At 61.3% G+C, this 24,525-nt stretch carries 23 protein-coding genes and 2 pseudogenes; 6 read left to right on the forward strand and 19 right to left on the reverse strand.

What is annotated here, in order from left to right:
• Positions 1-10 precede the first annotated feature (10 nt).
• Positions 11-328: a quaternary ammonium compound efflux SMR transporter SugE gene (gene sugE, locus ACMGF8_RS27445; protein ID WP_016967450.1), complete on the forward strand. Its 318-nt coding sequence runs from the start codon at positions 11-13 to the stop codon at positions 326-328.
• Between the two features lie 63 nt (positions 329-391).
• On the opposite strand, the gene ACMGF8_RS27450 is transcribed toward sugE, so the two are convergent.
• The 3 genes from ACMGF8_RS27450 to ACMGF8_RS27460 all read right to left on the reverse strand — a co-directional run bounded on the left by ACMGF8_RS27450 (position 392) and on the right by ACMGF8_RS27460 (position 3,919).
• Positions 392-2,266, reverse strand: a complete 1,875-nt coding sequence (locus ACMGF8_RS27450) for an MFS transporter (RefSeq protein ID WP_416757895.1) — start codon at positions 2,264-2,266, stop codon at positions 392-394.
• Between the two features lie 83 nt (positions 2,267-2,349).
• A complete protein-coding gene (locus tag ACMGF8_RS27455) occupies positions 2,350-3,501 on the reverse strand; it encodes a TDT family transporter (protein ID WP_207166372.1) in 1,152 nt (383 codons plus the stop codon).
• A gap of 106 nt (positions 3,502-3,607) precedes the next feature.
• Positions 3,608-3,919, reverse strand: coding sequence for a cupin domain-containing protein (locus ACMGF8_RS27460; protein WP_102860769.1), 312 nt, complete (start codon positions 3,917-3,919; stop codon positions 3,608-3,610).
• Positions 3,920-4,191: 272 nt separating this feature from the next.
• Here ACMGF8_RS27460 and ACMGF8_RS27465 point away from each other — a divergent pair, with 272 nt between their 5' ends.
• Positions 4,192-4,341, forward strand: a complete 150-nt coding sequence (locus tag ACMGF8_RS27465) for a hypothetical protein (RefSeq protein ID WP_162884080.1) — start codon at positions 4,192-4,194, stop codon at positions 4,339-4,341.
• 133 nt (positions 4,342-4,474) lie between these two features.
• Positions 4,475-7,948 carry a PAS domain-containing hybrid sensor histidine kinase/response regulator gene (locus ACMGF8_RS27470; protein WP_102860768.1) on the forward strand — a complete coding sequence of 1,158 codons (3,474 nt, stop codon included), beginning with the start codon at positions 4,475-4,477 and terminating at the stop codon, positions 7,946-7,948.
• A gap of 12 nt (positions 7,949-7,960) precedes the next feature.
• Here the strand turns inward: ACMGF8_RS27470 and rmuC are convergent.
• Both rmuC and ACMGF8_RS27480 read right to left on the reverse strand, forming a co-directional pair.
• A pseudogene (gene rmuC / locus ACMGF8_RS27475) lies at positions 7,961-9,327 on the reverse strand (DNA recombination protein RmuC).
• 176 nt (positions 9,328-9,503) lie between these two features.
• Positions 9,504-9,827 (reverse strand): sel1 repeat family protein, encoded by a 324-nt coding sequence (locus ACMGF8_RS27480; protein ID WP_102880537.1) that lies wholly within the window; start codon positions 9,825-9,827, stop codon positions 9,504-9,506.
• Positions 9,828-10,707: 880 nt separating this feature from the next.
• Here ACMGF8_RS27480 and ACMGF8_RS27485 point away from each other — a divergent pair.
• From ACMGF8_RS27485 to ACMGF8_RS27495, 3 genes are all read left to right on the forward strand, one after another.
• Positions 10,708-10,932 carry a hypothetical protein gene (locus tag ACMGF8_RS27485; protein ID WP_102860765.1) on the forward strand — a complete coding sequence of 75 codons (225 nt, stop codon included), beginning with the start codon at positions 10,708-10,710 and terminating at the stop codon, positions 10,930-10,932.
• Between the two features lie 271 nt (positions 10,933-11,203).
• Positions 11,204-11,686, forward strand: a complete 483-nt coding sequence (locus ACMGF8_RS27490) for a hypothetical protein (protein ID WP_102860764.1) — start codon at positions 11,204-11,206, stop codon at positions 11,684-11,686.
• 144 nt (positions 11,687-11,830) lie between these two features.
• The gene (locus tag ACMGF8_RS27495) at positions 11,831-13,117 is read left to right on the forward strand and encodes an OmpP1/FadL family transporter (RefSeq protein WP_102860763.1); all 1,287 of its coding nucleotides are present in this window, start codon (positions 11,831-11,833) and stop codon (positions 13,115-13,117) included.
• A gap of 88 nt (positions 13,118-13,205) precedes the next feature.
• Here ACMGF8_RS27495 and ACMGF8_RS27500 read toward each other — a convergent pair whose 3' ends face one another.
• From ACMGF8_RS27500 to cobO, 14 genes and pseudogenes are all read right to left on the reverse strand, one after another.
• Complete coding sequence (locus ACMGF8_RS27500; protein WP_102860762.1) at positions 13,206-13,757, reverse strand: glutathione peroxidase; 552 nt, start codon at positions 13,755-13,757, stop codon at positions 13,206-13,208.
• A 55-nt stretch (positions 13,758-13,812) separates the two neighbouring features.
• Positions 13,813-13,935 carry a hypothetical protein gene (locus ACMGF8_RS27505; protein ID WP_258008952.1) on the reverse strand — a complete coding sequence of 41 codons (123 nt, stop codon included), beginning with the start codon at positions 13,933-13,935 and terminating at the stop codon, positions 13,813-13,815.
• Positions 13,932-15,133: pseudogene (locus ACMGF8_RS27510) on the reverse strand (MFS transporter). Before ACMGF8_RS27510 ends, ACMGF8_RS27505 begins: the two are co-directional and overlap by 4 nt.
• Positions 15,134-15,185: 52 nt before the next feature.
• Positions 15,186-15,590: a MarR family winged helix-turn-helix transcriptional regulator gene (locus tag ACMGF8_RS27515; RefSeq protein WP_102860760.1), complete on the reverse strand. Its 405-nt coding sequence runs from the start codon at positions 15,588-15,590 to the stop codon at positions 15,186-15,188.
• A 70-nt stretch (positions 15,591-15,660) separates the two neighbouring features.
• Positions 15,661-16,392, reverse strand: coding sequence for an adenosylcobinamide-GDP ribazoletransferase (locus ACMGF8_RS27520; RefSeq protein WP_102860759.1), 732 nt, complete (start codon positions 16,390-16,392; stop codon positions 15,661-15,663).
• 1 nt (position 16,393) lies between these two features.
• Complete coding sequence (gene cobC, locus ACMGF8_RS27525) at positions 16,394-16,969, reverse strand: alpha-ribazole phosphatase family protein (protein WP_102860758.1); 576 nt, start codon at positions 16,967-16,969, stop codon at positions 16,394-16,396.
• Positions 16,966-18,021, reverse strand: coding sequence for a nicotinate-nucleotide--dimethylbenzimidazole phosphoribosyltransferase (gene cobT / locus ACMGF8_RS27530; protein ID WP_207166373.1), 1,056 nt, complete (start codon positions 18,019-18,021; stop codon positions 16,966-16,968). Before cobT ends, cobC begins: the two co-directional genes overlap by 4 nt.
• On the reverse strand, positions 18,018-18,539 hold the full coding sequence (gene cobU, locus ACMGF8_RS27535; RefSeq protein ID WP_102880546.1) for a bifunctional adenosylcobinamide kinase/adenosylcobinamide-phosphate guanylyltransferase: 522 nt from the start codon (positions 18,537-18,539) through the stop codon (positions 18,018-18,020). Before cobU ends, cobT begins: the two co-directional genes overlap by 4 nt.
• Positions 18,540-18,574: 35 nt before the next feature.
• Complete coding sequence (locus tag ACMGF8_RS27540; RefSeq protein WP_207166374.1) at positions 18,575-20,026, reverse strand: cobyric acid synthase; 1,452 nt, start codon at positions 20,024-20,026, stop codon at positions 18,575-18,577.
• A complete protein-coding gene (gene cobD / locus ACMGF8_RS27545) occupies positions 20,023-21,015 on the reverse strand; it encodes a threonine-phosphate decarboxylase CobD (RefSeq protein WP_416757901.1) in 993 nt (330 codons plus the stop codon). Before cobD ends, ACMGF8_RS27540 begins: the two co-directional genes overlap by 4 nt.
• Positions 21,008-21,916 carry an adenosylcobinamide-phosphate synthase CbiB gene (cbiB, locus tag ACMGF8_RS27550; RefSeq protein WP_102860753.1) on the reverse strand — a complete coding sequence of 303 codons (909 nt, stop codon included), beginning with the start codon at positions 21,914-21,916 and terminating at the stop codon, positions 21,008-21,010. The genes cobD and cbiB overlap by 8 nt, the downstream gene beginning before the upstream one ends.
• On the reverse strand, positions 21,913-22,563 hold the full coding sequence (bluB, locus tag ACMGF8_RS27555; protein ID WP_102860752.1) for a 5,6-dimethylbenzimidazole synthase: 651 nt from the start codon (positions 22,561-22,563) through the stop codon (positions 21,913-21,915). Before bluB ends, cbiB begins: the two co-directional genes overlap by 4 nt.
• Positions 22,556-23,896 (reverse strand): cobyrinate a,c-diamide synthase, encoded by a 1,341-nt coding sequence (locus ACMGF8_RS27560; RefSeq protein ID WP_207166377.1) that lies wholly within the window; start codon positions 23,894-23,896, stop codon positions 22,556-22,558. Before ACMGF8_RS27560 ends, bluB begins: the two co-directional genes overlap by 8 nt.
• A 10-nt stretch (positions 23,897-23,906) precedes the next feature.
• The gene (cobO, locus tag ACMGF8_RS27565; RefSeq protein WP_102860750.1) at positions 23,907-24,518 is read right to left on the reverse strand and encodes a cob(I)yrinic acid a,c-diamide adenosyltransferase; all 612 of its coding nucleotides are present in this window, start codon (positions 24,516-24,518) and stop codon (positions 23,907-23,909) included.
• Positions 24,519-24,525 lie beyond the last annotated feature (7 nt).

Genomic DNA, 24,525 nt, shown 5'->3' on the forward strand with positions numbered 1-24,525 from the left:
TGAGGTCAGCATGTCCTGGATCATTTTGTTGTTTGCCGGCTTGTTTGAAGTGGGCTGGGCTGTCGGCCTGAAGTACACCGACGGTTTCAGCCGTCCGCTGCCCACCGCCCTGACCATCCTCGCCATGGCCATCAGCCTGGGCCTGCTCGGTCTGGCCATGAAGGAGCTGCCCCTGGGCACAGCCTACGCCATCTGGACCGGGGTCGGTGCTATTGGCACGGTGATCGCAGGGATCATCCTGTTCGGCGAATCCATGGCCCTGGTGCGCCTGGCCAGCGTGGCGCTGATCATCGCCGGCCTGGTGGGCTTGAAAGTCAGCGCCAGCTGACCGCCGCCGCACAGAAATGAAAACGCCCGCAATGCTGCGGGCGTTTTTGTATTCACTGCAATCCTAGCGACGACTGCCGCGCAACTGCCCCACCACCGCCTGCAACTGCGCGGGTTCGGCGGCCTCCACACTTACGACTGGCCCGGCCACCAAAGTCACTCGTGACCAGAAGCGATGGAAGAACCCTTTGTTCGGGTCGCGACTGAAGAAGCTGCCCCACAAGCCCTGCAGTGCCAGGGGAATCACCGGCACCGGGGTTTCTTCGAGAATCCGTGTCAGGCCGCCCTTGAACTCATTAATCTCACCATCGGCAGTCAGCTTGCCCTCGGGAAAAATGCACACCAACTCACCGTCACGCAGATACTGGGCAATACGCTTAAAGGCCTTTTCGTAGATTTCCAGATCTTCATGCCTTGCAGCGATAGGAATGGTACCGGCGGTGCGGAAGATAAAGTTCAGCACTGGCAGGTTGTAGATCTTGTAGTACATCACGAAGCGAATCGGCCGGCGCACCGCGCCGCCAATCAACAAGGCATCGACGAACGACACGTGGTTGCACACCAGCAACGCCGCTCCTTCATCGGGGATCTGCTCCAGATTGCGATGCTCGACGCGGTACATGGAATGGCTGAGCAGCCAGATCATGAACCGCATGCTGAACTCGGGCACCACTTTGAAGATATAGACGTTGACCGCGATGTTGAGCAGCGACACCACCAGGAACAGGTGGGGAATGGTCAGCTTGACCATGCTCAGCATGACGATGGAAACAATCGCCGATACCACCATGAACAGAGCATTGAGAATATTGTTGGCAGCAATTACCCGGGCCCGTTCATTCTCCGGAGTACGCGACTGGATCAGCGCATACAACGGCACTATATAGAAGCCACCGAATACCCCCAGTCCCAGCACGTCGAACAACACCCACCAGGCATGCCCGAAGCCCAGCACTTCAAGCCAGCCATGACCATTGACACTCTCCGGGATACCACCGGAATGCCACCACAGCAGCAGGCCGAATACCGTCAGGCCAAAGGAGCCAAACGGCACCAGGCCGATCTCAACCTTGCGCCCCGAAAGCTTCTCGCACAGCATCGAGCCCACCGCGATACCCACCGAGAACACAGTGAGGATCAGGGTCACCACCGTCTCGTCGCCGTGCATCCACTCCTTGGCATAGGCGGGAATCTGAGTCAGGTAGATTGCCCCGACAAACCAGAACCAGGAGTTGCCGACAATTGACCGCGACACCGCCGGTGTCTGCCCCAAGCCCAGACGCAAGGTGGCCCAGGACTGACTGAAGATGTTCCAGTTCAGGCGCATGTCCGGGGTTGCAGCAGCCGCCCGTGGAATGGCCCGACTTGCCAGGTACCCCGACACCGCGACGCCCAGGATGGCAACCGAGACAATAGAGGCGTAATGAGCCGAGGACATCATGATCCCCGCGCCGATGGTCCCGGCCAGAATTGCCAGGAAAGTCCCCATTTCCACCAGGCCATTGCCGCCCACCAGTTCCTCTTCACGCAGGGCCTGGGGCAGGATCGAATATTTCACCGGGCCGAACAGTGCCGAATGGGTCCCCATGGCAAATAGCGCCAACAGCATCAGCCAGAGATGGTCGAAGACGAAGCCCACCGCTCCCACGGCCATGATCGCGATCTCCCCCAGCTTGATCAGGCGAATCAGCGCATCCTTGGCGAACTTCTCACCGAACTGCCCGGCCAGGGCCGAGAACAGAAAGAACGGCAGGATGAACAGCAAGGCACAGAGGTTGACCCAGATCGAGCGATCACCCTCGATGCTCAGCTTGTAGAGAATGGCCAGGATCAACGACTGCTTGAAGATGTTGTCGTTGAAGGCGCCGAGGGATTGCGTGATGAAGAACGGCAGGAACCGCCGCTTGCGGAGCAAAGTGAACTGCGAAGGGTGACTCATCTTCCATGTCCCTGAGTGGCGTGGATACTGTTATTGGAATGTCGAATATCGATCCAGGCCACAACCTTACCTATCTTTGGCGATTATTTCCGTAAGCCCGCAATGCACGGCGAAACAAACAGCTCTCCTTTATAGGCCCCCTGGACCGTACGCCTGGCCACGATCAGCCACATCAACGCCAGGGCCGCTACCAACACCGCACCAAATACGCTGAAGAATCCCAGGTGCAAAGTGCTACCCAGCTTCAAGGTGGCCAGCGAATACACACCCAGCGGGAAGGTAAAGCCCCACCAACCGAGGTTGAAGGGAATGCCCTCGCGCAAGTAACGGCGGGTGATCAGCACCGCCATCAACATCCACCACAGGCCGAAGCCCCATAAGGTCAGGCCCGCCACCAGCCCCAGGCCGGCGGCAATCTCGCCGACGCCGGACAGGCCATTGGCGGCAAAGATCGCCGGCGCATCGCCCCCCAGCACCAGCATGCCCAGGGCGCCGGTACCGATCGGGCCCAGGGCCAGCCAGCTCGAGGCCGCCATGCTTTCGTGGGGCAATTTGTGCAAGGCCATGCGCAGCAGCAGGATCGTCAGGATGCTGAAAGCCACCGGCAGCGAAAAAGCCCACAACACATAGCTGGTACTGAGCATCACCAGTTGGGCGTGAGCATCCGCCAGATGCGGCGCCAGCAAGCCGCCGCTGGCCGCCGCCACTTCAGCCGCCACCACCGGCAGCAACCAGACGGCGGTCATCTGATCGATGCTGTGCTCCTGCCGGGTGAACATCATGTAGGGGATCAACACCCCGCAAGCCAGGGACATGGCCACGTCCAGCCACCACAACACTTGCGCCAGATGCACCACCGCCTCGCCCCAGCGCGGAATGCCGAACAGCAGCAAGCCGTTGATGATGGTCGCCAGCCCCATGGGAATGGTGCCGAAAAACATCGATACCGTTGAGTGAGCAAAGATTCGCCGCGCCTCATCGAAGAACAGCACCCAGCGCGCGGTGTACATCGCGGTAAAGAGCAGGAACAGGACGATGGTCAACCACCAGAAGCCTTCAGCCACCTGATGCAGGCCTGGCACCGGCGCCGGCCATTGGGCCAGCGCCAGGGCCAGAACACCGGTGCCCATGGTGGCGGCGAACCAGTTGGGAGTGAAATGGCGAATGGCTTCACGGGGGTGCTGTAGATGACTCAAGGGCCGGCGGCCGGCTTTGACGCTGTGGGTGCATGGCATGACGTGTCTCCTGTCCTCTGATGAGGTGGAGCCCATGGTAGAACCTAATCGAATATCTATATAACGGGTAATTTCTCTATCTGTTATCTATTTTGCAGATATAAACCTAGACACTGCCTTCGGATTCGATCACCAACACCCTGGCAACACCCTGGGGATGAGCCACATGCTCGGTTCCCAGATCGGCATAAAAAATGTCGCCCACTTCCAGCAGCACCGACTGCTCCACCCCCTCAACGCGATAGCGCATCTGCACCTGGCCACCCAGCACCACGAACACCTCCTGACCATCATTGACGTGCCATCGGTACGGCTGGTCAGTCCAGTGCAGGCGCGTGGTGATGCCGTTCATGTTGGCGATATCCAGGGCTGCCCAGGCCCGCTCGCCGGTAAAGTCAGCACTGCGAATGACCTTCATACCGCCCTCCCTGACACAAAAGGTTTTGAGCGGCCCGACTGGCCGCCCGTTAGCGCTGAATGGTCGCTGAAACACGACTGACGCGACTGCTTGTCGAGCAACCGATGACCAGACCCAGGAAACATAAGGCACTCCATGGCAGCAGGGAACAGGTGCCCATAGTGAACGTGAGCGGCACTCTCGCCAACCGACAGAATTGCCCTTGGTTTCCCTGAGCGTCGACCGCTGCGCCTCGCAATCAAGCAACTGCTCAGCCTCCCGAGCGCAGGACCTTGTCGGCCAAACGCTGGCGCAAGGAAAAGAACATCAACGCGCCACTAAGGGTCAGCACTGCCACCATGGCACCGCCAATCAGGTTCGAAGTGGAGCCGGTGGTGATGCTGGAACTCCATGAAATGATCGAGCTTGCCCTGCCAACCTAGCCCGCCCGAACGACCGTCCGGCCCTGCGACATCAGGCCACGCTGATACCTTGGTCGACACTGACGCCAACTCAACATCGTGCCAGACTGTCTGGCCGGGCTGACGTGCCCGGCGTCTTTGCTTCGGAGTTTCCATGTCGTTGTCCAGCGGGCTGATTGCCGCCGTTGCCCTGGCCTATATGGCCATCATGTTTGCCATCGCCTTCTATGGCGACCGTCGCAGCGCGCCCCTTCCGCCGCGGGTGCGGGCCTGGGTGTACAGCCTGTCGCTGGCCGTCTATTGCACCAGCTGGACCTTCTTTGGCGCCGTGGGCCAGGCGGCCGAACAACTCTGGGCTTTCCTGCCGATCTATCTGGGCCCCATCCTGCTGCTGGTGTTCGCCCCCTGGGTGCTGCAGAAGATGGTGATGATCAGCAAGCAGGAGAACATCACCTCCATTGCCGACTTCATTGCCGCCCGCTACGGCAAGTCCCAGTCCCTGGCGGTGGTCGTAGCCCTGATCTGCCTGGTGGGGGTGCTGCCCTACATCGCCCTGCAACTCAAGGGCATCGTGCTCGGAGTGAACCTGCTGATCGGCGCCGGAGCCGACGCCATGGGTACCCGCGCCCAGGACACGGCACTGATCGTGTCGCTGATCCTGGCGCTGTTTACCATTGTCTTCGGCACCCGCAACCTCGACGCCACCGAGCACCACCGGGGCATGGTGCTGGCGATTGCCTTCGAATCCCTGGTCAAGCTGTTTGCCTTCCTGGCCGTCGGCGCCTTCGTCACGTTTGGCCTCTATGACGGTTTCGACGATCTGTTCAACCAGGCCATGCTCGCGCCCCGCCTGGAGCAGTACTGGAAGGAAACCATCAACTGGCCGTCGATGGTGGTGCAGACCGGAGTGGCGATGATGGCGATCATCTGCCTGCCGCGGCAATTCCACGTCACCGTGGTCGAGAACATCGAGCCCCAGGACCTGCGCCTGGCCAAATGGGTGTTCCCCGCTTACCTGGCTCTGGCCGCACTATTCGTGGTGCCCATCGCCCTGGCCGGACAGATGCTCCTGCCCAGCAGCGTATTGCCGGACTCCTTCGTTATCAGCCTGCCCCTGGCCCAGGCTCATCCCGCCCTGGCCTTGCTTGCGTTCATCGGTGGCGCCTCGGCCGCCACCGGCATGGTGATCGTGGCCAGCGTGGCACTGTCGACCATGGTCTCCAACGACATGTTGCTGCCCTGGCTGCTGCGACATAAAAACGCCGAACGCCCCTTCGAAGTGTTCCGTCACTGGATGCTTTCGGTGCGCCGAGTCAGCATCGTGGTCATCCTGTTGCTGGCCTATGTCAGCTATCGCCTGCTGGGCTCCACCGCCAGTCTGGCCACCATCGGCCAGATTGCGTTCGCCGCCGTGACTCAACTGGCGCCGGCCATGCTTGGCGCGTTGTACTGGAAACAGGCCAACCGTCGAGGGGTGTTTGCCGGACTCGCCGCCGGCACCTTTATCTGGTTTTACACCCTGGTCCTGCCCATCGCTGCCCACAGCCTGGGCTGGTCCCTGAGCAGCTTCCCCGGCCTGGCCTGGCTGCACGGCAATCCGCTGGACCTGCCCATCACACCACTGACCCAGGGCGTGGTGCTGTCACTGGCCGGTAACTTCACCCTGTTCGCCTGGGTCTCGGTGCTGTCGCGCACCCGGGTTTCCGAACACTGGCAGGCCGGACGCTTCATCGGCCAGGAAATCAGCGGTCGCCTCAGCTCACGCTCGATGCTGGCAGTGCAGATCGACGACCTGCTGAAACTGGCCGCGCGCTTTGTCGGTGAAGAGCGCGCCCGCCAGAGCTTCATCCGCTTCGCCTATCGTCAGGGCAAAGGCTTCAACCCGAATCAGAACGCCGACGGCGAATGGATCGCCCATACCGAACGCCTGCTGGCCGGTGTCCTTGGCGCCTCCTCGACCCGTGCCGTGGTCAAGGCCGCCATCGAAGGCCGGGAGATGCAACTCGAAGACGTGGTGCGCATCGCTGACGAAGCCTCTGAAGTGCTGCAGTTCAACCGCGCACTGCTGCAAGGCGCAATCGAAAACATCACCCAGGGCATCAGTGTGGTGGACCAGTCGTTGAAACTGGTGGCCTGGAACCGTCGTTATCTGGAGCTGTTCAATTACCCCGAAGGCCTGATCAGCGTTGGCCGGCCGATTGCCGACATCATTCGCCATAACGCCGAGCGCGGCCTGTGCGGCCCCGGCGAAGCGGAGGTCCACGTCGCCCGACGCCTGCACTGGATGCGCCAGGGACGAGCCCATACTTCCGAGCGGCTGTTCCCCAACGGCCGGGTCATCGAACTGATCGGCAACCCGATGCCCGGCGGCGGCTTCGTCATGAGCTTCACTGACATCACCCCGTTCCGCGAGGCCGAGCAGGCCCTGACCGAGGCCAACGAGGGCCTGGAACAACGGGTGGCGGAACGCACCCATGAACTGTCGCAACTCAATGCTGCGCTGACCGAAGCCAAGGGCACGGCGGAAGCGGCCAACCAATCCAAGACGCGCTTCCTGGCGGCCGTCAGTCACGACCTGATGCAACCCCTGAACGCTGCACGGCTGTTCTCCGCCGCCCTTTCACACCAGAATGACGGACTCTCTGTCGAAGCCCAGCAGCTGGTGCAGCACCTGGACAGCTCACTGCGCTCTGCCGAAGACCTGATCAGCGACCTGCTGGATATCTCGCGCCTGGAAAACGGCAAGATCACCCCCGATCGCAAACCCTTTGCCCTCAACGAGCTGTTCGACACCCTGGGGGCGGAATTCAAGGCCCTGGCCCATGAGCAGGGCCTGCAATTCCGGGTGCGCGGTAGCCGTCTGCGGGTCGACAGTGACAGCAAGTTACTGCGGCGGGTGCTGCAGAATTTCCTGACTAACGCCTTCCGCTATGCCAAGGGCCCGGTCTTGCTGGGAGTGCGTCGTCGGGGCGACTCATTGAGCCTTGAAGTCTGGGATCGGGGACCGGGTATCCCCCGGGACAAGCAGCAGGTGATCTTCGAAGAGTTCAAGCGCCTGGACAGCCACCAGACCCGCGCCGAAAAAGGCCTGGGACTGGGCCTGGCCATCGCCGACGGCCTGTGCCGGGTCCTCGGCCATCCGTTGCAGGTACGCTCCTGGCCCGGCAAGGGCAGCGTTTTCAGTGTCAACGTTCCCTTGGCCCGCAGTAGCGTGGTCGCGCCGGGCAAAGCGGTGGAACTCAACGGGCAGTCCCTCAACGGCGGGCAGGTGCTCTGTGTGGACAATGAAGACAGCATCCTGATCGGCATGAACAGCCTGCTTACACGCTGGGGTTGCCAAGTCTGGACTGCCCGGAACCGCGAAGAGTGCGCGGCGCTGCTCAAGGAAGGCATCCGCCCGCAATTGGCGCTGGTGGACTACCACCTGGACGATGGCGAAACCGGCACCGACGTCATGGCCTGGCTACGCACTCAGTTGGGGGAGCCGGTGCCGGGCGTGGTGATCAGTGCTGATGGGCGTCCGGAGATGATCGCCCAGGTGCACGCGGCAGGGTTGGACTATCTGGCCAAGCCCGTAAAACCGGCAGCCTTGCGCGCCCTATTGAGTCGTCATCTGCCTCTGGGCTGAGCCAGTGCCGGGCTACTCCGGCAACTCCAACTCTCGCCCGTCGGCATCGGTCATGGCCCGCTCCAGCAAATCTGCCGGCAAACTCTTGCTGGCCCGGGCCCCCAGCAACTTGAGCTGCTCACTGCGGCTGACCAGATTGCCCCGGCCTTCGGTGAGCTTGTTGCGCGCGGCGGCATATGCCTTGTCCAGTTGCTGCAGGCGGTTGCCGACTTCATCCAGATCCTGGATAAACAGCACGAACTTGTCATAGAGCCAGCCCGCCCGTTCGGCGATTTCACGGGCATTCTGACTCTGGCGCTCCTGCTTCCACAGGCTGTCGATTACCCGCAAAGTAGCGAGCAAGGTGGTTGGGCTGACAATGACGATATGCCGGTCGAACGCTTCCTGAAACAGGTTGGGCTCGGCTTGCAGGGCTGCCGAGAATGCGGCTTCGATGGGCACGAACAGCAGTACGAAGTCGAGGCTGTGCAAACCTTCCAGACGTTTGTAATCCTTGCCGGCCAAGCCTTTGACGTGATTGCGCAGAGACAGCACATGTTGCTTCAGGGCCGCCTGGGCAATCTGTGGATCGTCGCTGCCGACATACTGCTGGTAGGCCGTGAGGCTGACCTTGGAGTCCACCACCACCTGCTTGTCACCCGGCAGCATGATCAGAACATCGGGCTGGAAGCGCTCACCGTCCGGCCCTTTGAGGCTGACCTGGGTCTGGTACTCGCGTCCCTTCTCCAGGCCTGCGTGCTCCAGCACCCGCTCAAGAATCAGCTCCCCCAATTGCCCTGGGTCTTCTGCCCCTTGAGGGCGCGGGTCAGATTAGTGGCTTCATCACTCAAGCGCAGATTCAGTTGCTGCAAACGCTCCAGCTCCTTGGCCAGGGAAAAACGCTCGCGGGCCTCGGCCTGATAACTCTCTTCGACCCTTTTTTCGAACGACTGGATGCGTTCCTTGAGCGGGTCCAGCAACTGCCCAAGCCGCTGCTGGCTGGTCTCGGCGAAACGCTGTTCGCGCTCATCGAAGATCTTGCCCGCCAGCTCGGCGAACTGGGCCCGAAGCTCGTCCCTGGACCCTTGCAGATCGGTAAGGCGCTGCTGGTGGCTTTCCTGCTGTTCTCGTAGTTCCGCCTGTAACGAGGCGGCCTGGGCATCCAGACGTCGCAACTCGTTCTCTTTGGCGGCACGCTCCAGGTTCCAGGCGTGAGCAGCGTCACGGGCGTTGTCCCGCTCAATCTGCAGCAACTCGACCTCTCGACGCACAGCCGCCAGGTCCGCCTGCTTCAGAGCATTGGCCTGACTCAGGTCGCTGACTTCATCACGAGTGGCATCCAGCTGTGCCATGAGTCCTTCCTGGGCCAATAGGGCCGTAGCCAGACGTTCTTCCAGCAGTGATAGCTCGGACTGGCTGGAACTGGCGCGACGCTGCAGTTGCCAGGCCAGCACCAGTAACGGCAGCGCCGCTCCCGCCAGGCCGAGCAGCAGGCTGGTCAAGTCCATAGCCATAGCAATTCCTGTCAGCGAAATAAGGAACGAAGGTTAACCAAGCCACCGGGCGTTGGACAGCCTCAGTCTTCGATACGGCCCAGCTCCAGTTGAGCACGACGGTCACCGGCGCGGGCTGCCTGGCGCAACAAGTCGTGACCGATACGGCGGTCCCGGGCGTTGCCACACTCGCGGCACATCAACTGACCCAGGCGACTTTGCGCCGCGACCACCCCTTCCCGGGCCGGCTGCTTGAGTAAACGTCCGGCAAAGTGCTTGACGTTAGGGTTGTGTCCCAGGCGCGGGCTGTCCAGTAACCACAGAGCCACACGCAAGGAGAAACGCTTGGGTTCGGTAACACTGTCAGGGAGGGCGGTAACAGAAGGTGATACTGAGCGAAACTTCATAAAGCACTGTGGGGCAGATCGGAAGGCGCGCCACTCTACTCCTTTTTTCGCTCGGGTAAAGTCAAAAAAGAGCCAGCACGCCCGTCCTAGAGCAAGCGCTTGGGACAATCCACAGAAGCTGTGGATAAGTCAGTGGACAACCCCTCTACAACCCTCTCAAAGCCCCATGAGACGGGCTCTGCAGTCAAACTGACGATTTTTTCACCAGTAAAAAAAGACGATGTTTATCATTGACTTAAATTCTCGAGACAGGCTATGGAGCAAGCCTTGGGGAAGGTGACAACCCGGTGACATGTGGCACAACAAGTGTGCACAACTGGGCGGAAACTGACGTCGACAATGCACCACTTTCTTACACCCCGCCGTGTCGGAGGTGACACAATCGTCACCCCGTGACGTCGTTGCCCAGGGAACATTTTTCCTAGCACACTTGCATTCCTACCTTCAACCCGATAAACTCCGCCCCGTTAGTACCAAGCTGAAAGTCAATTCTGGTCGAACAAGTCCCGCCGACACCTCTCCTAACGAGAACAACGTCGAACATCAAGGACCGACCACCTCGCTGGTTTCCAGGTAATTCTCAAACTGACACCGCCCTTGAAACGAAATCAAAGGCAGTGCCCAAGTTACTTACTCTGACCGAACCAACCTGCAAATTGATCAGGATCTCCACCCTGGGCCCAGAACCTTTGCCCTTGCTGTGTTGCCTGCCCTCCTAAGTACCTACCTGCCAGCCCCTAGCGCAACCTTATTAAAGCGCTGCAACTGGCTGCTTTGTTCCAGTCGGGTTCTTCGTCTGACCAATAGTGGTCGACGTTACTGGAACGTTTTAACGTTGCACGGTTCTTAACCGTGTCATTTGTAGGAACACCTAATAATTATGTCTACTCAAATCCATACTCAGGATGCCATTCGCACCCTAACCCACGCTTTTGCGCCGTTGAACTGCCTGATCATGGCCACTCGCAAAGGCTGCTTCAGCTTCACCCTGGTCAATGAACACGGCATCGCCCGTCACAGCGAACGCCTGTATCCCGATCAATACTCCAGCGCCGAACCGCTGCAGGCAGTGATCGAGCGTACACGCCAGGCCTTGGTGGCCTGATACGCCAGAGTGCTGAAAACCCAAGAGCCTCGCCTGATCGCGGGGCTTTTTATTGCCTGTGATTTACCAATCCACTCCTCCAACCAAAGTACCAATAGGTATAAGGCTTATAACAAGAGCTCGGAAATGTTTTAAAAACAGGCCTTTACAACATAGATATGACACTACACTTCAAGTCAGGCGGCCCGCGCCGCTTCCGGCAAACCTGATCCTTTCATTGCTGCCAAGCACCTTCGGGTTTCGCCGGCCACCTCCCCCCCTCGAGGGCATTATGGGTATCGCCGCCAGCGAGTTGTGCCGCTATGTCATTCGCCCGACGCTGATGTACCTGGGCAGTCATAGCAAAACCGCTGAAGCCTTGTTGCTGGGCATTGCCGCCAGTCAGTCGGCGCTGGGCTCGGCACTGCACGATCGCCGCGGCCACGGCCTGTACCGCATCACTGAAGTGCGCCACCAGGACCTCTGGGATCACTACCTGGCGCTGGACCCGGAACGGGCCAGCCTGGTGAGAGGACTGGCCAGCCAACATGCGTTCCTCGCCGGACCGCACCTGGAACTGACCGTCAATCTGCGTTATGCCACCGCCATCGCCTGGTTGCTGGTGGAACAACAACACACCCCGCTCCCCGCAGCCGACGATCTGCTCGGCATGGCCCGTATCTGGAGGAAGACCTTTCAACCACAAGGACGTTTGAGAGATTTCGCCTGCGCCTGGCAAACCTGCGTTTCACCGTTGAGCCAGCTCGCCTGCTGACACCGACCTTTACAAAATCGGAGAAAAACCCCGATTTTGGTCGGATTGTCCTACAAAACCGCTCTAAATCAACTGTTACAGCCTATAGCGCCGTAGCCGAAATGTTGGTAGTTTTCGCCTCGGTGATCACCAGGAGTTCTAATAATGAAAAAATTCATGCTCAAATCCACCATCAGTCTCGCGGTTGCACTTGCCTCTACCCAACTCTTCGCCAGCGGTTTTGCTCTTAACGAACAAAGCATCAGCGGCATGGGTACTGGCTTTGCTGGCCGCTCTTCCGCTGCCGATGATGCAAGTACTGTATTTGGTAACCCTGCCGGTATGTCGCGCCTGAAACGCCAGCAAGTCACTGGCGGTATGGCGGCTATCGATGCGTCCACTGACCTCAGGAACACCAGTGGCAGCCGCCAGGGCACCAACAAGGGCGATATGGTGCCCTTAACTGCTGTGCCTATGGGCTTCTACGTCAAACCAATCGATGACCAATGGGCGTTCGGCCTGGGGGTCTATGCTCCATTTGGTTTGGTCACCGACTATGAAAGCAGCTTCCAGGGACGTAACTTCGGCAGCAAAAGCGAAGTCAAGGTCGTAACGTTCCAGCCAACCGTAAGCTACGCCTTCAACGATAAGGTTTCGATCGGTTTTGGCCCGACCATCAACCGTATTTCCGGTGTATTGGAATCAGCCTTAACTACCCCTTTTTCGCCCAATGACGGCAAAGTCAAAATCAAGGGTGACGACGTTGGTTATGGCTACAACATCGGCGTGCTGGTCCAGGCTACCGACACCACCCGCGTGGGCCTGACCTACCACTCGAAAGTGAAATACAAACTGGAAGGCCACACTGATGTCACCGCCGGTGCCGGCACCAACCCAGGCTTCCTGAAAAGCAACCGCTACGACGCCTCCCTGAAAATCGACACTCCAGAGTCCTACGACCTCTCGGTCACCCAGGAACTGAACGATGCCTGGAAACTCTATGCCGGTACCACCTGGACCCGCTGGAGCCGCCTGAAAGACATCACCGTCAACAACGAGGGTGTCACTGCTGCAACAGGTGGCGCACTGGCCCCGACGCTGAAACTGGGCAGCATCAAGGAAGAGCAGAACTGGCATGACACCTGGGCTTACGCCATCGGTACGTCCTACCAGTTGAACAAACAGTGGGTCTTGCGTACCGGCCTGACCTTTGACCAGGCGCCAACCAACAACACTGACCGTTCACCACGCATCCCTACCGGCGACCGGACCATCTTCAGCCTGGGTGCCGGCTGGAGCCCAACCGAAGACCTGACCATCGACGTTGCCTACTCCTACCTCAAGGAAGAGAAAGTCAACGTCAACCGCAGCAATGCCCTTGGCCAGACTTACAACGCCCAGTACGACAACAGCGCGAACGGTTTCGGCGTAGGTGCAACCTACCGCTTCTAAATCGTTAAGAGGCCTGTGCCTCTAGAGCCGAAAGAAAAAGCCCCGCCTCTCAAGAGGCGGGGCTTTTTCATGTGCTGATCCGCAAAACTCAGGATTTGGACGCCAACGCCTTCTCTACCGCCTCAATAAACTCCGGGTTATCCGGCTTGGTCAGGCTGGAAAAGCTGGCAATAACATTGCCCTGGCGATCCACCACGTACTTGTAGAAATTCCACTTCGGCGCATTGCTCTGCTGCGCCAGGACCTTGAACAGATGCACCGCATCGGCCCCTCGAACCTTTTGCGGCTCGGTCATGGTGAACGTCACGCCGTAGTTGACGTAACAGACCTTGGCAGTCTCAGCGCCATCCTTGGACTCCTGCTTGAAGTCATTGGACGGAACACCCACCACTTCCAACCCCTGCTCCTTATAACGCTGATACAGCGCCTCAAGGCCTTTGAATTGCGGAGCAAACCCACAGAAGCTCGCGGTATTGACCACCACCAGCGGCTTGCCGGCAAAGCGCTGGCACAGATCGATGGATTCCTTGGCGTGCAACTTGGGTACAGACCCCTGCAGTAACGCCGGACAATCCGCCGCCCAGACCGAACCTGCAAACAATGTGAGTAATGCCGGAACCACAAACCAGCGCTTAGCCATGTTCAGCGTCCTTCAATAGTCGTCGGATATCGACGTTACTCGCCCCTCTGGCCACCTAGCAAGCACCCATGCCCAACTGCATCAGCGCCAGCCCGCCGCGATGCCATCCCCACCAGGCCAGCCACAACAGCACAATGCCGACGCCCAGGCCGACACTCCAACCCAGCCATGACTTCACGCTGCACTCGCCTGCAAGCGCGCCACCGGCCGCTCACGCACCGGCCAATTGAGAGCCGCGGCCAACAGACTGAGAAGAATCGCCACCTGCCAGATCAAGTCATAACTCCCGGTACGGTCATACACCCCCCCCCCAGCCACCCGCCAAGGAACGAGCCCAACTGATGGAACAGAAACACGATGCCGCCAAGCATGGACAGGTTCCTGACCCCGAACAAGGTCGCGACCGTGCCGTTGGTCAAAGGCACGGTGGACAGCCAGAGAAAGCCCATGGCCATGCCGAACAGGTAGGCACTGGCCTGGGTCACCGGCAGCCACAGGAACAGGCCGATCACCACCGCACGCAACAGGTACAGACCGGTCAACAGCCGTGGCTTGGACATCCGCCCGCCCAACCAGCCCGCTGTGTAAGTGCCAAAGATGTTGAATAAGCCGATCAGCGCCAGCACCGTGGTTCCGACTGTCGCCGGTAGATGCTGATCCACCAGATAGGCCGGCAGATGCACGCCGATGAACACCACCTGGAAACCACAGACAAAGAAGCCGAACGCCAGCAACCAGAACCCCGAGTGAGAACAGGCTTCACGCAGGGCCTCGCCCAGGCTCTGTTCATGCCCCAGCACCGGCAGCGGCTTGTCCTTGAGCATGCTGACCAGCGGCACGATCAGCGCCACCAGCAGGCCCAGCACCAGCAATGCCGTCGACCAGCCCAGCCAGCCGATCAGCCCCAAGGTTCCCGGGAGCATGGCGAATTGGCCGAAGGAACCTGCGGCACTGGCGATCCCCATGCCCATGCTGCGCTTTTCCGGCGGCAAGGCACGACCGACCACCCCGAGAATCACCGAGAAGGAAGTTCCGGACAAACCGATGCCAATCAGCAACCCGGCACTCAGGGACAGGCTCAGCGCCGAATCCGAAAGCCCCATGAACACCAGCCCGACCGCGTACAGTACGCCACCGACCAGCACCACCTTGGCCGCACCAAAACGGTCGGCCAGGGCACCGGTAAACGGCTGTGCCAGGCCCCAGATCAGGTTCTGCAAGGCAATGGCAAAGGCGAAGACTTCACGGCCCCAGCCGAACTGCGCGCTCATGGGTGGCAGAAACAGGCCGAAACCATGCCTAACCCCCAGCGACAGCGCCAGGATCAATGCGCTGCCGAGAAGTACCCAGCCGCAGGTGCGCCACATCGATGACATTTTTATTCTCCAGTTGCGGGTATATACCCGCTTGTAGTCGAACGAAACGCCTTCAGGCGAGTTCGTTCAGCAAGGCCAACAAGGTTTCACGCTTCTCCACCCCAAGCCGATCGATCAGCCGCTGCTGGGCTGCTTCCCAGGCCGGCAAAGCTGCCACCAAGCGCTCATGCCCCGCCTCGGTCAGTTGCACCAGACGATTGCGCTGGTCGTCACCTTCCATCAACCGGACCAGGCCCGCAGCCTCCAGGACTCGCACATTACGCCCCAGCGTACTGCGGTCCAGGCCCATGGCCTCCGCCAGGCTGGAAATGCTCGGCTGATCGAGACGCAGCAGATTGTTCAGCAAAGAGTACTGGGCAACGTTAATCCCGAAGCCGTCGAGGGCGCCGTCGTAATACCTGCTGACGCCACGAGCGGCACGACGCAGATTGGTGCACAAACATTGAGAGGGAAGCATGATGCGTGTATATACCCGCTATTAATCCAAGGCAAGAAATTTCAGAAAAAGCAGCTACTGCAGAGCTTGCTCAAAGAAGCACCATCACCAGCAATACCGCCGTCTCCAGCAACTCCAGCAGAGCCCCCGCCGTATCGCCGGTAGTGCCACCCAGGCGCCGGATCATCAACTGGCGCAACCAGAAGAACAGCAACACCGCCAGCAGCACCACCCAAAGTCCGCTGTAGCCCCCCAGCAGCAAACAGACCAGGACACTCAAGCCCAGTACCTGTCGCCCTGCCAGTGGAGGCAGATGATCGGCCAGCGCCTGACCCAGGCCTCCCGCACGCACATATGGCGTGCAAAGGAACAACCCCAGCAATGAGGCGCGCCCAATCAGAGGTGCCAGCAACAAGGCAACGCCCTGCTGCTGTTCGATCAGCGCCACCAGTGCAACGAACTTGAGCAACAGCACCAGCACCAACGTCACCACAGCGATGGGCCCGCTCCGGGGGTCTTTCATGATGCTCAAGGTGCGCTCTCGATCACCGAAGCCCCCCAGCCAGGCATCGGCACTGTCTGCCAATCCATCCAGGTGCAATCCCCCGCTGAGCAATACCCAGGCGCTCAGCAGCAACGCCGCGTGTAGCAGCAAGGGGGTGCCAGCGAGCACGGCGTCCAGCAACCACAACAGCACACCGAACAACAGCCCCACCAGCGGATAGAACAGCAATGAGCGCCCCAGCTCTTCAGGCTGAGGCATGCCCGGCAGGCGAATGGGCAGGCTGCTGAGAAACTGCAGGGCAATCCAGAATGGCAGCATCTCAGCCCTCCTCGCTCAATTGCCCCGTAGAGGCGACTTTCAAGCTGAACAACGCACCGTGGCTGACTTCCACATTCAGCAACTGCTCCCGGGGCAGCCCCCGCGCCCGGGCCAGCAACAGGCGCATCACCCCACCATGACTGATCAACAGCACCCGCTGCCCGGCACAGTCCCGGTACAAGCCCTCGATCGCCCCCAGCACCCGCTGGGAAAAGTCCGCCACGGGCTCTCCCTGGGGCGGAGTAAAGCTATAGGGATCGGCCCAGAATCGGCCCAGGTCATCGGCATTGGTTTCCATCAGCGCCGCTGCGCTCTGCCCCTCCCAGGCCCCAAAATGCAACTCCTGCACATCAGGCTGCAGCAGCAGGGGCAACTGCAACTGCGCAGCCAGTTGCTCGGCAAAACGCGAGCACCGCTGCAAGGGTGAACTGACGATCAGATCCCAACTCCCGTGCCCCTGAACCCCGTCACGCATCTGTTGCCAGCCCCGCTCTGTCAGGGCGTCGTCCAGACTGCCGCGCAAACCACCGCCCAGTTCGGTTTCACCGTGGCGCAACAGGTCCAGATACAGGGTCATGCCGGGCGGTCCGCCACGGCCGCCTCGGCGAAGGTCGCCATCTGCCCGTGCAGATCACAGGCCAGGCGCAGCAATGGCACCGCCAGCGCGGCACCGCTGCCCTCCCCCAGACGCAAGCCCAGATCCAGCAACGGGTCGGCTTGCAGAGCGCCCAGCACATGCCGGTGCCCCGGCTCGGCCCCTTGATGCGCAAACAGCAGCCATGGACGGCACGCCGGATTCAGGCGCACCGCCACCAGGGCCGCGACACTGCAGATAAACCCATCAACCAGTACTGCGACTCCTTCCTGAGCGCAGGCCAGATAGGCCCCCACCAACGCAGCCACTTCAAAACCACCGAGATTGAACAGCGTCTGCAAGGCATCGTCGCGGGACAGCGCATGCAGGGCCAAGGCCCGCTCGATGACCTCGGCCTTGTGGTTGACCCCTTCGGCATTCAAGCCGGTGCCCGGTCCGGCCAACTGCGCCACCGGAATGTCCAGCAAGGCACAGGCAATGGCACTGGCGGCAGTGGTGTTGCCAATGCCCATCTCACCGCCGATAAACAGTTGGGCACCCTCGGCTCGGGCGCGCAAGGCACTGTCGCGGCCTGCTTGCAGGGCCAGCTCCCCCTGAGCCGGGGTCATGGCCGGCCCCTGGACAAAGTTCTGCGTACCGGCACCCAGGTTAAGGTGGCGCACCCCCGGCAGGCTCAATCCTGGGGCCACTGTGCCCAGGTCCACCACCTCCAGTTGCGCACCCAGTTGCCGTGCCAGCACGCTGATAGCCGCGCCGCCGCTGACAAAGTTCAGCAGCATCTGCCCAGTCACTTCCTGTGGGTAGGCGGATACGCCCTCGGCAACCACCCCGTGATCCCCGGCGAAAATCGAAATCCATAACCGCTCAAGGCCTGGCTTGAGCTGACCTTGCAAACCGGCCAGACGTACCGCCAAGGGCTCCAGTTGGCCAAGGGACCCGGCCGGCTTGGTCAATTGCTGTTGACGCGCCAGGGCTTGCTCGACCATCCGGGCATCGACCGCCTTGCACGGGTTCAGCCACCAGGAGTTACTCATAACGCAGTTCCTTTCAAAGTCAGGGGCAGGCCGGCCACCGTCAGCACCACACGCTGACAACGTTCGGCCAGGGCTTGATGCAGCCAACCGGCTTCATCCACGTAGCGGCGAGTCAATTCGCCCAGGGGCACGACACCCATTCCAGTTTCGTTGCTGACAAAGATGATCTCCCCCGGCAGCGTCGCCACACACTGCAACAAGGCCTCGCGCTCGAGCACCAGGCGCTGCTCGTCCTCGAGCATCAACAGATTGGTCAACCACAGGGTCAGGCAATCCACCAGCAGACAACGCCCGGTGCCAGCGGCCTGCTGCAGCACCCGGGCCAGCTCCAGCGGTTCTTCGATCAACCCCCAATGGGACGGGCGACGCTGACGATGATGGGCAATACGTTGATTCATCTCGCCATCCAGAGGCTGGCTGGTGGCGATGTAGGTCACCTCAAGGGCGCTGTCGGTGGCCAGTTTTTCCGCCAGGCGACTCTTGCCGGAGCGGGCACCGCCGAGAATCAGTTGCAGCATGCTTGAGCACCTTTGAAAAGTAAGTCCACCGCGGCTTACAGGCCACAGAGCTTGAGCAGCGCGGCGGTATCCAGATGACGCTCCACCAGATCCGCCAGACGCTCGATATCGCGTTCGCGCAAGGCGTGGTAATCCACCTCCTGCACATCCTGCAGTCCCGCCCAGCGCAACAGCGCACCACAGGCTGCCGGAGTCTCGAACAGACCATGCAGATAGGTGCCGAGGATCAGCTCATCGACGCTGCAAGCGCCATCGCAGCGACCGTCCTCCAACTGCACCGCAGGCTGCTCCAGGGCCGGGCCGCGAGTGACCCCAGCGTGAATTTCATAGCCACTGACCGGCGCATTCTCCAGGGTCAGGTTGCCGCTGACGTTACGCAGCTGTTTCTCTGCTTCGAGCACGGTCTCAAAATCCAGCAAGCCCAGGCCCGGGCTGGAGCCCGCCGCGCCTTCCAAGCCCAGTGGGTCGTGCAACTGCTTGCCGAGCATCTGCAGACCACCACAGATCCCCAACAGCTTGCCGCCATAACGCAGGTGCCGGTCGATGGCCCGATCCCAGCCGTTGGCTCGCAGATAGGCCAGATCGCCGCGTACGCTTTTCGAGCCGGGAAGAATGATCAGGTCGGCGGCGGGAATCACCTGCCCGGGGCCGATGAACTGCAAGTCCACCTGAGGATGCAGGCGCAACGGATCGAAATCCGTGTGATTGCTGATGCGCGGCAGCACCGGCACCACCACCTTCAGCACTTGCTCGACCTTGCCGGACTGGCGCTGGTCGATGCCGTCCTCCGCCTCCAGATGCAGGTCCATGACATAGGGCAGCACACCAATCACCGGCTTGCCGGTACGGGCCTCCAGCCAGTCCAGGCCCGGCTGCAAAAGCGCCAGGTCACCACGAAAACGATTGATGATGAAGCCCTTGACCCGCGCCTGCTCGCTGGGCGAAAGCAGCTCCAGAGTCCCAACCAGATGGGCGAACACCCCGCCACGATTGATATCGGCAATCAGCAGCACCGGACAGTCCACCGCTTCGGCAAACCCCATGTTGGCAATGTCGCCAGCCCGTAGATTGATCTCTGCCGGAGAGCCGGCCCCTTCCACCATCACCACGTCATAAGCGCCTCGCAGACGCTCATGAGAAGCCAGAACCGCCTGCATGGCGATGGCCTTGTAGTCGTGATAGGCCACGGCATTCATGGTGGTGACGGCCCGTCCGTGAATGATCACCTGGGAGCCGGTGTCGCTGTTGGGCTTGAGCAGCACCGGGTTCATATCGGTGTGGGGTGCCAGGTTGGCCGCCTGGGCCTGGACCGCCTGAGCCCGTCCGATCTCGCCACCGTCGGCGGTCACCGCACTGTTGAGCGCCATGTTCTGCGGCTTGAACGGCACCACGCTGACGCCCCGGCGCAGCAACCAGCGACACAGCGCGGTCACCAGCGTGCTCTTGCCGGCATCCGAGGTGGTGCCCTGTACCATCAGCGTGCTCATGAATAGTCCTTGCGATAAGCCTGCAGCGCCTGTTCCAGGCGCGCCCAATCGGCATCGTCGGCGGGCAGGCCGAAGCGCAGACTGCTGTTGTGGGCGAACAGCCGCAGGAGAATGCCGCGCCGCGCCATGAATTGATAAAGCCGCTCGGCCTCGGCGGTGATCAGCCACTGGAACAGCGCACAGCCGCCCTGAGGCTTGAAGCCGTAGCGCGCAAGAACTTCACTCAAGCGCTCGCTAGCCTCTTCACTGCGCAGACGTTGCCGGGCATGCCCCTCGACATCCCGCAGGCAAGCCTGCCCCAGCACCCGGGTCGGCCCGCTGACCGCCCAAGGGCCAACCTGCTCCGCCAACAGCCTGAGCAACCGGCGCTCGGCCAGGACAAAGCCCAGGCGTACGCCAGCCAGCCCGAAGAACTTGCCGAATGAACGCAGGACAATCAGCCCCACCTGATGGGCATGCCGGGCCAGACTCAGTTGCGGGGTGTTATCCATGAAGGCTTCATCCACCACCAACCAACCACCGCGCTGGGCCAAGCGGGCATGCCAATCCAGCAGGCGCTCGGGCGTGAGGCTCAAACCGGTGGGGTTGTTGGGGTTGACCACCACCAGCACATCGAGGCTGTCGAGAAAGAAATCCACTTCCTGCTCCAGTACCTCGCGCACCCGGTAGCCACTGCGCCGCCAGGCCTCGGCGTGTTCGGCATAACAGGGTGACAAGACCCCGACCTTGCCCGCCCGCCGCAGCCGCGGCAGTAATTGGATCGCCGCCTGGGAACCGGCCACCGGCAGCACCTCAGTCGCGCCGTAGTAGGCGCAGGCCGCCTGTTCCAGACCATCATCGGTTTCCGGCAGACGTGCCCAGGCACGCAGGGGAATGGTCGGCAAGGGAAATGGCCAGGGCGCCAATCCGCTGGACAGATCCAGCCAGGCCTCTTCGGCGATCCCGTATTCCTGGGCCGCCTTGCGCAACCTTCCGCCGTGCTCAAGCATAGAATTCAGCCCCCAGGCACAAAATCAACAACCACAGCCAGACACCCCGCTGCACCAACAGCCAACCGCGATCGATGGAGTCGGCACTCGCCGGCTCGCCTTCGCCCAGTTGCGGACGCTGGTGCAACTCACCGTGATAAATCGCTGCGCCGCCCAACTCGACCCCCAGGGCGCCCGCTCCAGCCGCCATCACCGGACCGGCATTGGGGCTGTCCCAGGTCGGCCCCTGGCGCCACCAGCATTTGAGCGCCAGGCGGGTCTTGCCCAGCAAGGCATAGGTCAGGGCCACCAGGCGCGCAGGAATATAGTTGAGCAGGTCGTCGATTCGCGCCGCCGCCCAGCCGAAACGCTCAAAACGCTCGTTGCGATAGCCCCACATTGCATCCAGGGTGTTGCTCAGGCGATAGAGCACCACCCCCGGCGCACCGGCCACGGCAAACCAGAACAAGGCGGCAAACACGGCATCGCTGCCGTTTTCCAGCACCGATTCAGTGGCTGCCCGCGCCACTTCGGTGGCATCCAGTTCACTGGTCTGACGGCTCACCAGAAAACCGACCCGACGCCGGGCTTCATCCAGGTCTTCACTACGCAAAGCCTGAGCCACCGGCGCGACGTGCTCGCCGAGGCTGCGCAGGCCCAGGGCGCAATACAGTGCAATGATCTCCACCACCCAACCAATGTAGGGCAGCCAGGACAGGGCCGTGGCTAGCAGGGTCAAGGGCAGCACCGCCAGTACCCAGGCGGTGACCCCATGACTGCGCCAGCCTCGGCCGGCGGCGTTGAAACGTTGCTCGATACGATCCGCCATACGGCCAAAGGCCACCAGCGGATGCCTGCGCTTGGGTTCGCCCAGCAGCGCATCCAGCGCCACCCCGGCGACACTCAGCAACGCCACACTCATTGACTCACTCCCCAGTAATTCTCATACAGCAACTCACTCAATGGCCGGGGTTGCGCCCAACCCTGCAGCGCCAGCATCGGCGCCGGATAGAACTCGGTAACCGGGCCCAGGCACAACACGGCCAAGGGTTTGGCACCGGCGGGCAATCCCAGCAGGTCGGCCAGGGCCTGGGGCTCGAACAGCGAAACCCAGCCCAGGCCCAGGCCTTCGCTGCGCGCCGCCAGCCAGAGGTTCTGAATGGCACAGGACAGCGAAGCCAGGTCCATTTCCGGCAGAGTGCGCCGACCAAAGACATGCCGCTCACGCCCATCCATCAACGCCGCCACCAGCACCTCGGCACAGTCATTGATGCCTTCAACCTTGAGTTTCATGAACTCGTCGGAACGCTCTCCCAAGGCCTCGGCAGTGCGCACCCGCTCCTCCTCCACCAACTGCTGGATTCGTCCACGTAACGGGCGATCGCTGATACGGATAAAACGCCAGGGTTGCATCAACCCCACGCTGGGTGCCTGATGCGCCGCCTCCAGCAAACGCCGCAGCAGCTCGGGCGCGACACTGCCACCGGCGAAGTGACGCATATCCCGGCGCTCGGCAATGGCGCGATAAACCGCCTCACGCTCCGCCGTAGAAAAATCCTGCTCACTCACCTACCGCATCCTCTACAGGCGTTGGCTTGCCAGCGCGAGCTGGCACGAACAAAGCCGCCACCGCCGCCGGGTTGGACGGAAAGTAAAAGTGCACATAGGAGGCCGTCATCCGCCCATCGCGATACACCGCTTCCGCACCACGGCCACCATTGGGGCTGATGCCGCGGGCAATCGGCTCGAGTTGCGTGCTGGTCAGGGAATGATGATAGGTGTGACCACGCAAGCTGCCTTCCGGTAACTCCACCGCTTGCAAGGCCAGGGCCGCGAGGCGCTTTTGCATCACGGCATCACCGGGCAGCAGCCCCAAGAGATTGGCACGCTGGCCTTCGACGTCGGTCAGGGAGTCCAGCAAGTACAACATGCCGCCACACTCCGCGAGCAACGGCTTGCCCGCACCATGATGGGCACGAATGGCACCCAGCATCGCGGTGTTTTGCGCCAGCGCCTGGTGGTGCAATTCAGGGTATCCACCGGGCAGATACAGACTGTCCGCCTCCGGCAGCTCAGTGTCATGAATCGGCGAGAAGAAGCTCAACTGCGCGCCCATGGCCCGCAACAGATCCAGGCTGGCACCGTAGGTAAAGGCAAACGCCTCATCCCGCGCCACGGCGATTCGCACACCGGCAAGCAAAGGCTCGCAGGGTACCGGCGTTGGTGCGGCAAAGCTCACTGCCGGCGGCAGTGCCACTTGGCAACTGCTGGCCAGGGCTTCAGCGGCAGCATCAAGGCGCAGGTCAAGATCATTCAGCTCGCTGGCCTGTACCAGCCCCAGGTGGCGACTGGGCAGTTCGATGTCAGTCTCTCGGGACAAGGCACCGTACCAGCGCAATCCCTCGGTGAGGCTTCCTTCGAGCAACTGCGCGTGGCGCAAGGTGCCTACCCGATTGGCCAGCACCCCGGCGAACGGCAGGTCCGGCTGATAGCGGGCCAGTCCCAGGGCCAGCGCACCAAAGGTCTGGGCCATGGCGGTGCCATCGATCACCCCCAACACCGGGACGCCGAAATGCCGCGCCAGATCGGCACTGGAGGGCGTGCCATCGAACAGCCCCATGACCCCTTCGATCAGGATCAGGTCTGCTTCGCCCGCAGCCTCCCACAACAAGCGACGGCTTTCCTGCTCCCCGACCATCCACATGTCCAGCTGGTACACCGGAGCACCGCTGGCTCGCTCAAGAATCATTGGGTCGAGAAAATCCGGACCACACTTGAATACCCGCACCTTGCGCCCCTGGTTGCGGTGCAGGCGGGCCAGTGCCGCGGTCACGGTGGTCTTGCCCTGGCCGGAAGCCGGTGCGGCGATCAATACCGCCGGGCAATGACGAACATCGGTCATGAATTCACACTCACAGCTCAACACCTTTCTGCGCCTTGATACCGGCCTGGAACGCATGCTTGACCATGCCCATTTCAGTGACGGTATCTGCCAGCTCGATCATCTCCGGCTTGGCGCCGCGGCCGGTCACCACCACATGCTGCATGGGTGGCCGAGCCTGCAGATCACTGAGCACCTGGTCCAGATCCAGGTAGCCGTGCTTGAGCGCGATGTTCAACTCGTCGAGTACGACAAGACCAATCTCCGGGTCGCTCAACAGCTCCCTGGATACCGCCCAGGCCGCTTCGGCCGCAGCAATGTCGCGCTGGCGATCCTGGGTCTCCCAGGTGAAGCCCTCACCCATCACGTGAAACCGCACCTGCTCTGGAAAACGCCGGAAGAACAACTCTTCCCCGGTGCTGTTACGGCCCTTGATGAACTGCACCACCCCGCACTGCATACCGTGGCCCATGGACCGCGCCAGCATGCCGAAGGCCGAACTGCTCTTGCCCTTGCCATTGCCAGTCAGCACCAGCAACAGACCACATTCGTTGGGCGAGTTGGCGATGCGCTCGTCGATCACGGCTTTCTTGCGCAACATGCGCGCCAGATGGCGCTCGTCACGATCGGGGGATTCACTCATGGGGCAG

The organism is Pseudomonas sp. BNK-7, assembly GCF_048072025.1.
Classification (GTDB): Bacteria; Pseudomonadota; Gammaproteobacteria; order Pseudomonadales; family Pseudomonadaceae; genus Aquipseudomonas; species Aquipseudomonas danubii.

Coding starts and splice junctions, on each gene's coding strand:
- sugE (WP_016967450.1), top strand. CDS start 11: ATGTCCTGGATCATTTTGTTGTTTGCCGGCTTGTTTGAAGTGGGCTGG.
- ACMGF8_RS27450 (WP_416757895.1), bottom strand. CDS start 2,266: ATGAGTCACCCTTCGCAGTTCACTTTGCTCCGCAAGCGGCGGTTCCTG.
- ACMGF8_RS27455 (WP_207166372.1), bottom strand. CDS start 3,501: ATGCCATGCACCCACAGCGTCAAAGCCGGCCGCCGGCCCTTGAGTCAT.
- ACMGF8_RS27460 (WP_102860769.1), bottom strand. CDS start 3,919: ATGAAGGTCATTCGCAGTGCTGACTTTACCGGCGAGCGGGCCTGGGCA.
- ACMGF8_RS27470 (WP_102860768.1), top strand. CDS start 4,475: ATGTCGTTGTCCAGCGGGCTGATTGCCGCCGTTGCCCTGGCCTATATG.
- ACMGF8_RS27480 (WP_102880537.1), bottom strand. CDS start 9,827: ATGAAGTTTCGCTCAGTATCACCTTCTGTTACCGCCCTCCCTGACAGT.
- ACMGF8_RS27485 (WP_102860765.1), top strand. CDS start 10,708: ATGTCTACTCAAATCCATACTCAGGATGCCATTCGCACCCTAACCCAC.
- ACMGF8_RS27490 (WP_102860764.1), top strand. CDS start 11,204: ATGGGTATCGCCGCCAGCGAGTTGTGCCGCTATGTCATTCGCCCGACG.
- ACMGF8_RS27495 (WP_102860763.1), top strand. CDS start 11,831: ATGAAAAAATTCATGCTCAAATCCACCATCAGTCTCGCGGTTGCACTT.
- ACMGF8_RS27500 (WP_102860762.1), bottom strand. CDS start 13,757: ATGGCTAAGCGCTGGTTTGTGGTTCCGGCATTACTCACATTGTTTGCA.
- ACMGF8_RS27515 (WP_102860760.1), bottom strand. CDS start 15,590: ATGCTTCCCTCTCAATGTTTGTGCACCAATCTGCGTCGTGCCGCTCGT.
- ACMGF8_RS27520 (WP_102860759.1), bottom strand. CDS start 16,392: ATGCTGCCATTCTGGATTGCCCTGCAGTTTCTCAGCAGCCTGCCCATT.
- cobC (WP_102860758.1), bottom strand. CDS start 16,969: ATGACCCTGTATCTGGACCTGTTGCGCCACGGTGAAACCGAACTGGGC.
- cobT (WP_207166373.1), bottom strand. CDS start 18,021: ATGAGTAACTCCTGGTGGCTGAACCCGTGCAAGGCGGTCGATGCCCGG.
- cobU (WP_102880546.1), bottom strand. CDS start 18,539: ATGCTGCAACTGATTCTCGGCGGTGCCCGCTCCGGCAAGAGTCGCCTG.
- ACMGF8_RS27540 (WP_207166374.1), bottom strand. CDS start 20,026: ATGAGCACGCTGATGGTACAGGGCACCACCTCGGATGCCGGCAAGAGC.
- cobD (WP_416757901.1), bottom strand. CDS start 21,015: ATGCTTGAGCACGGCGGAAGGTTGCGCAAGGCGGCCCAGGAATACGGG.
- cbiB (WP_102860753.1), bottom strand. CDS start 21,916: ATGAGTGTGGCGTTGCTGAGTGTCGCCGGGGTGGCGCTGGATGCGCTG.
- ACMGF8_RS27560 (WP_207166377.1), bottom strand. CDS start 23,896: ATGACCGATGTTCGTCATTGCCCGGCGGTATTGATCGCCGCACCGGCT.
- cobO (WP_102860750.1), bottom strand. CDS start 24,518: ATGAGTGAATCCCCCGATCGTGACGAGCGCCATCTGGCGCGCATGTTG.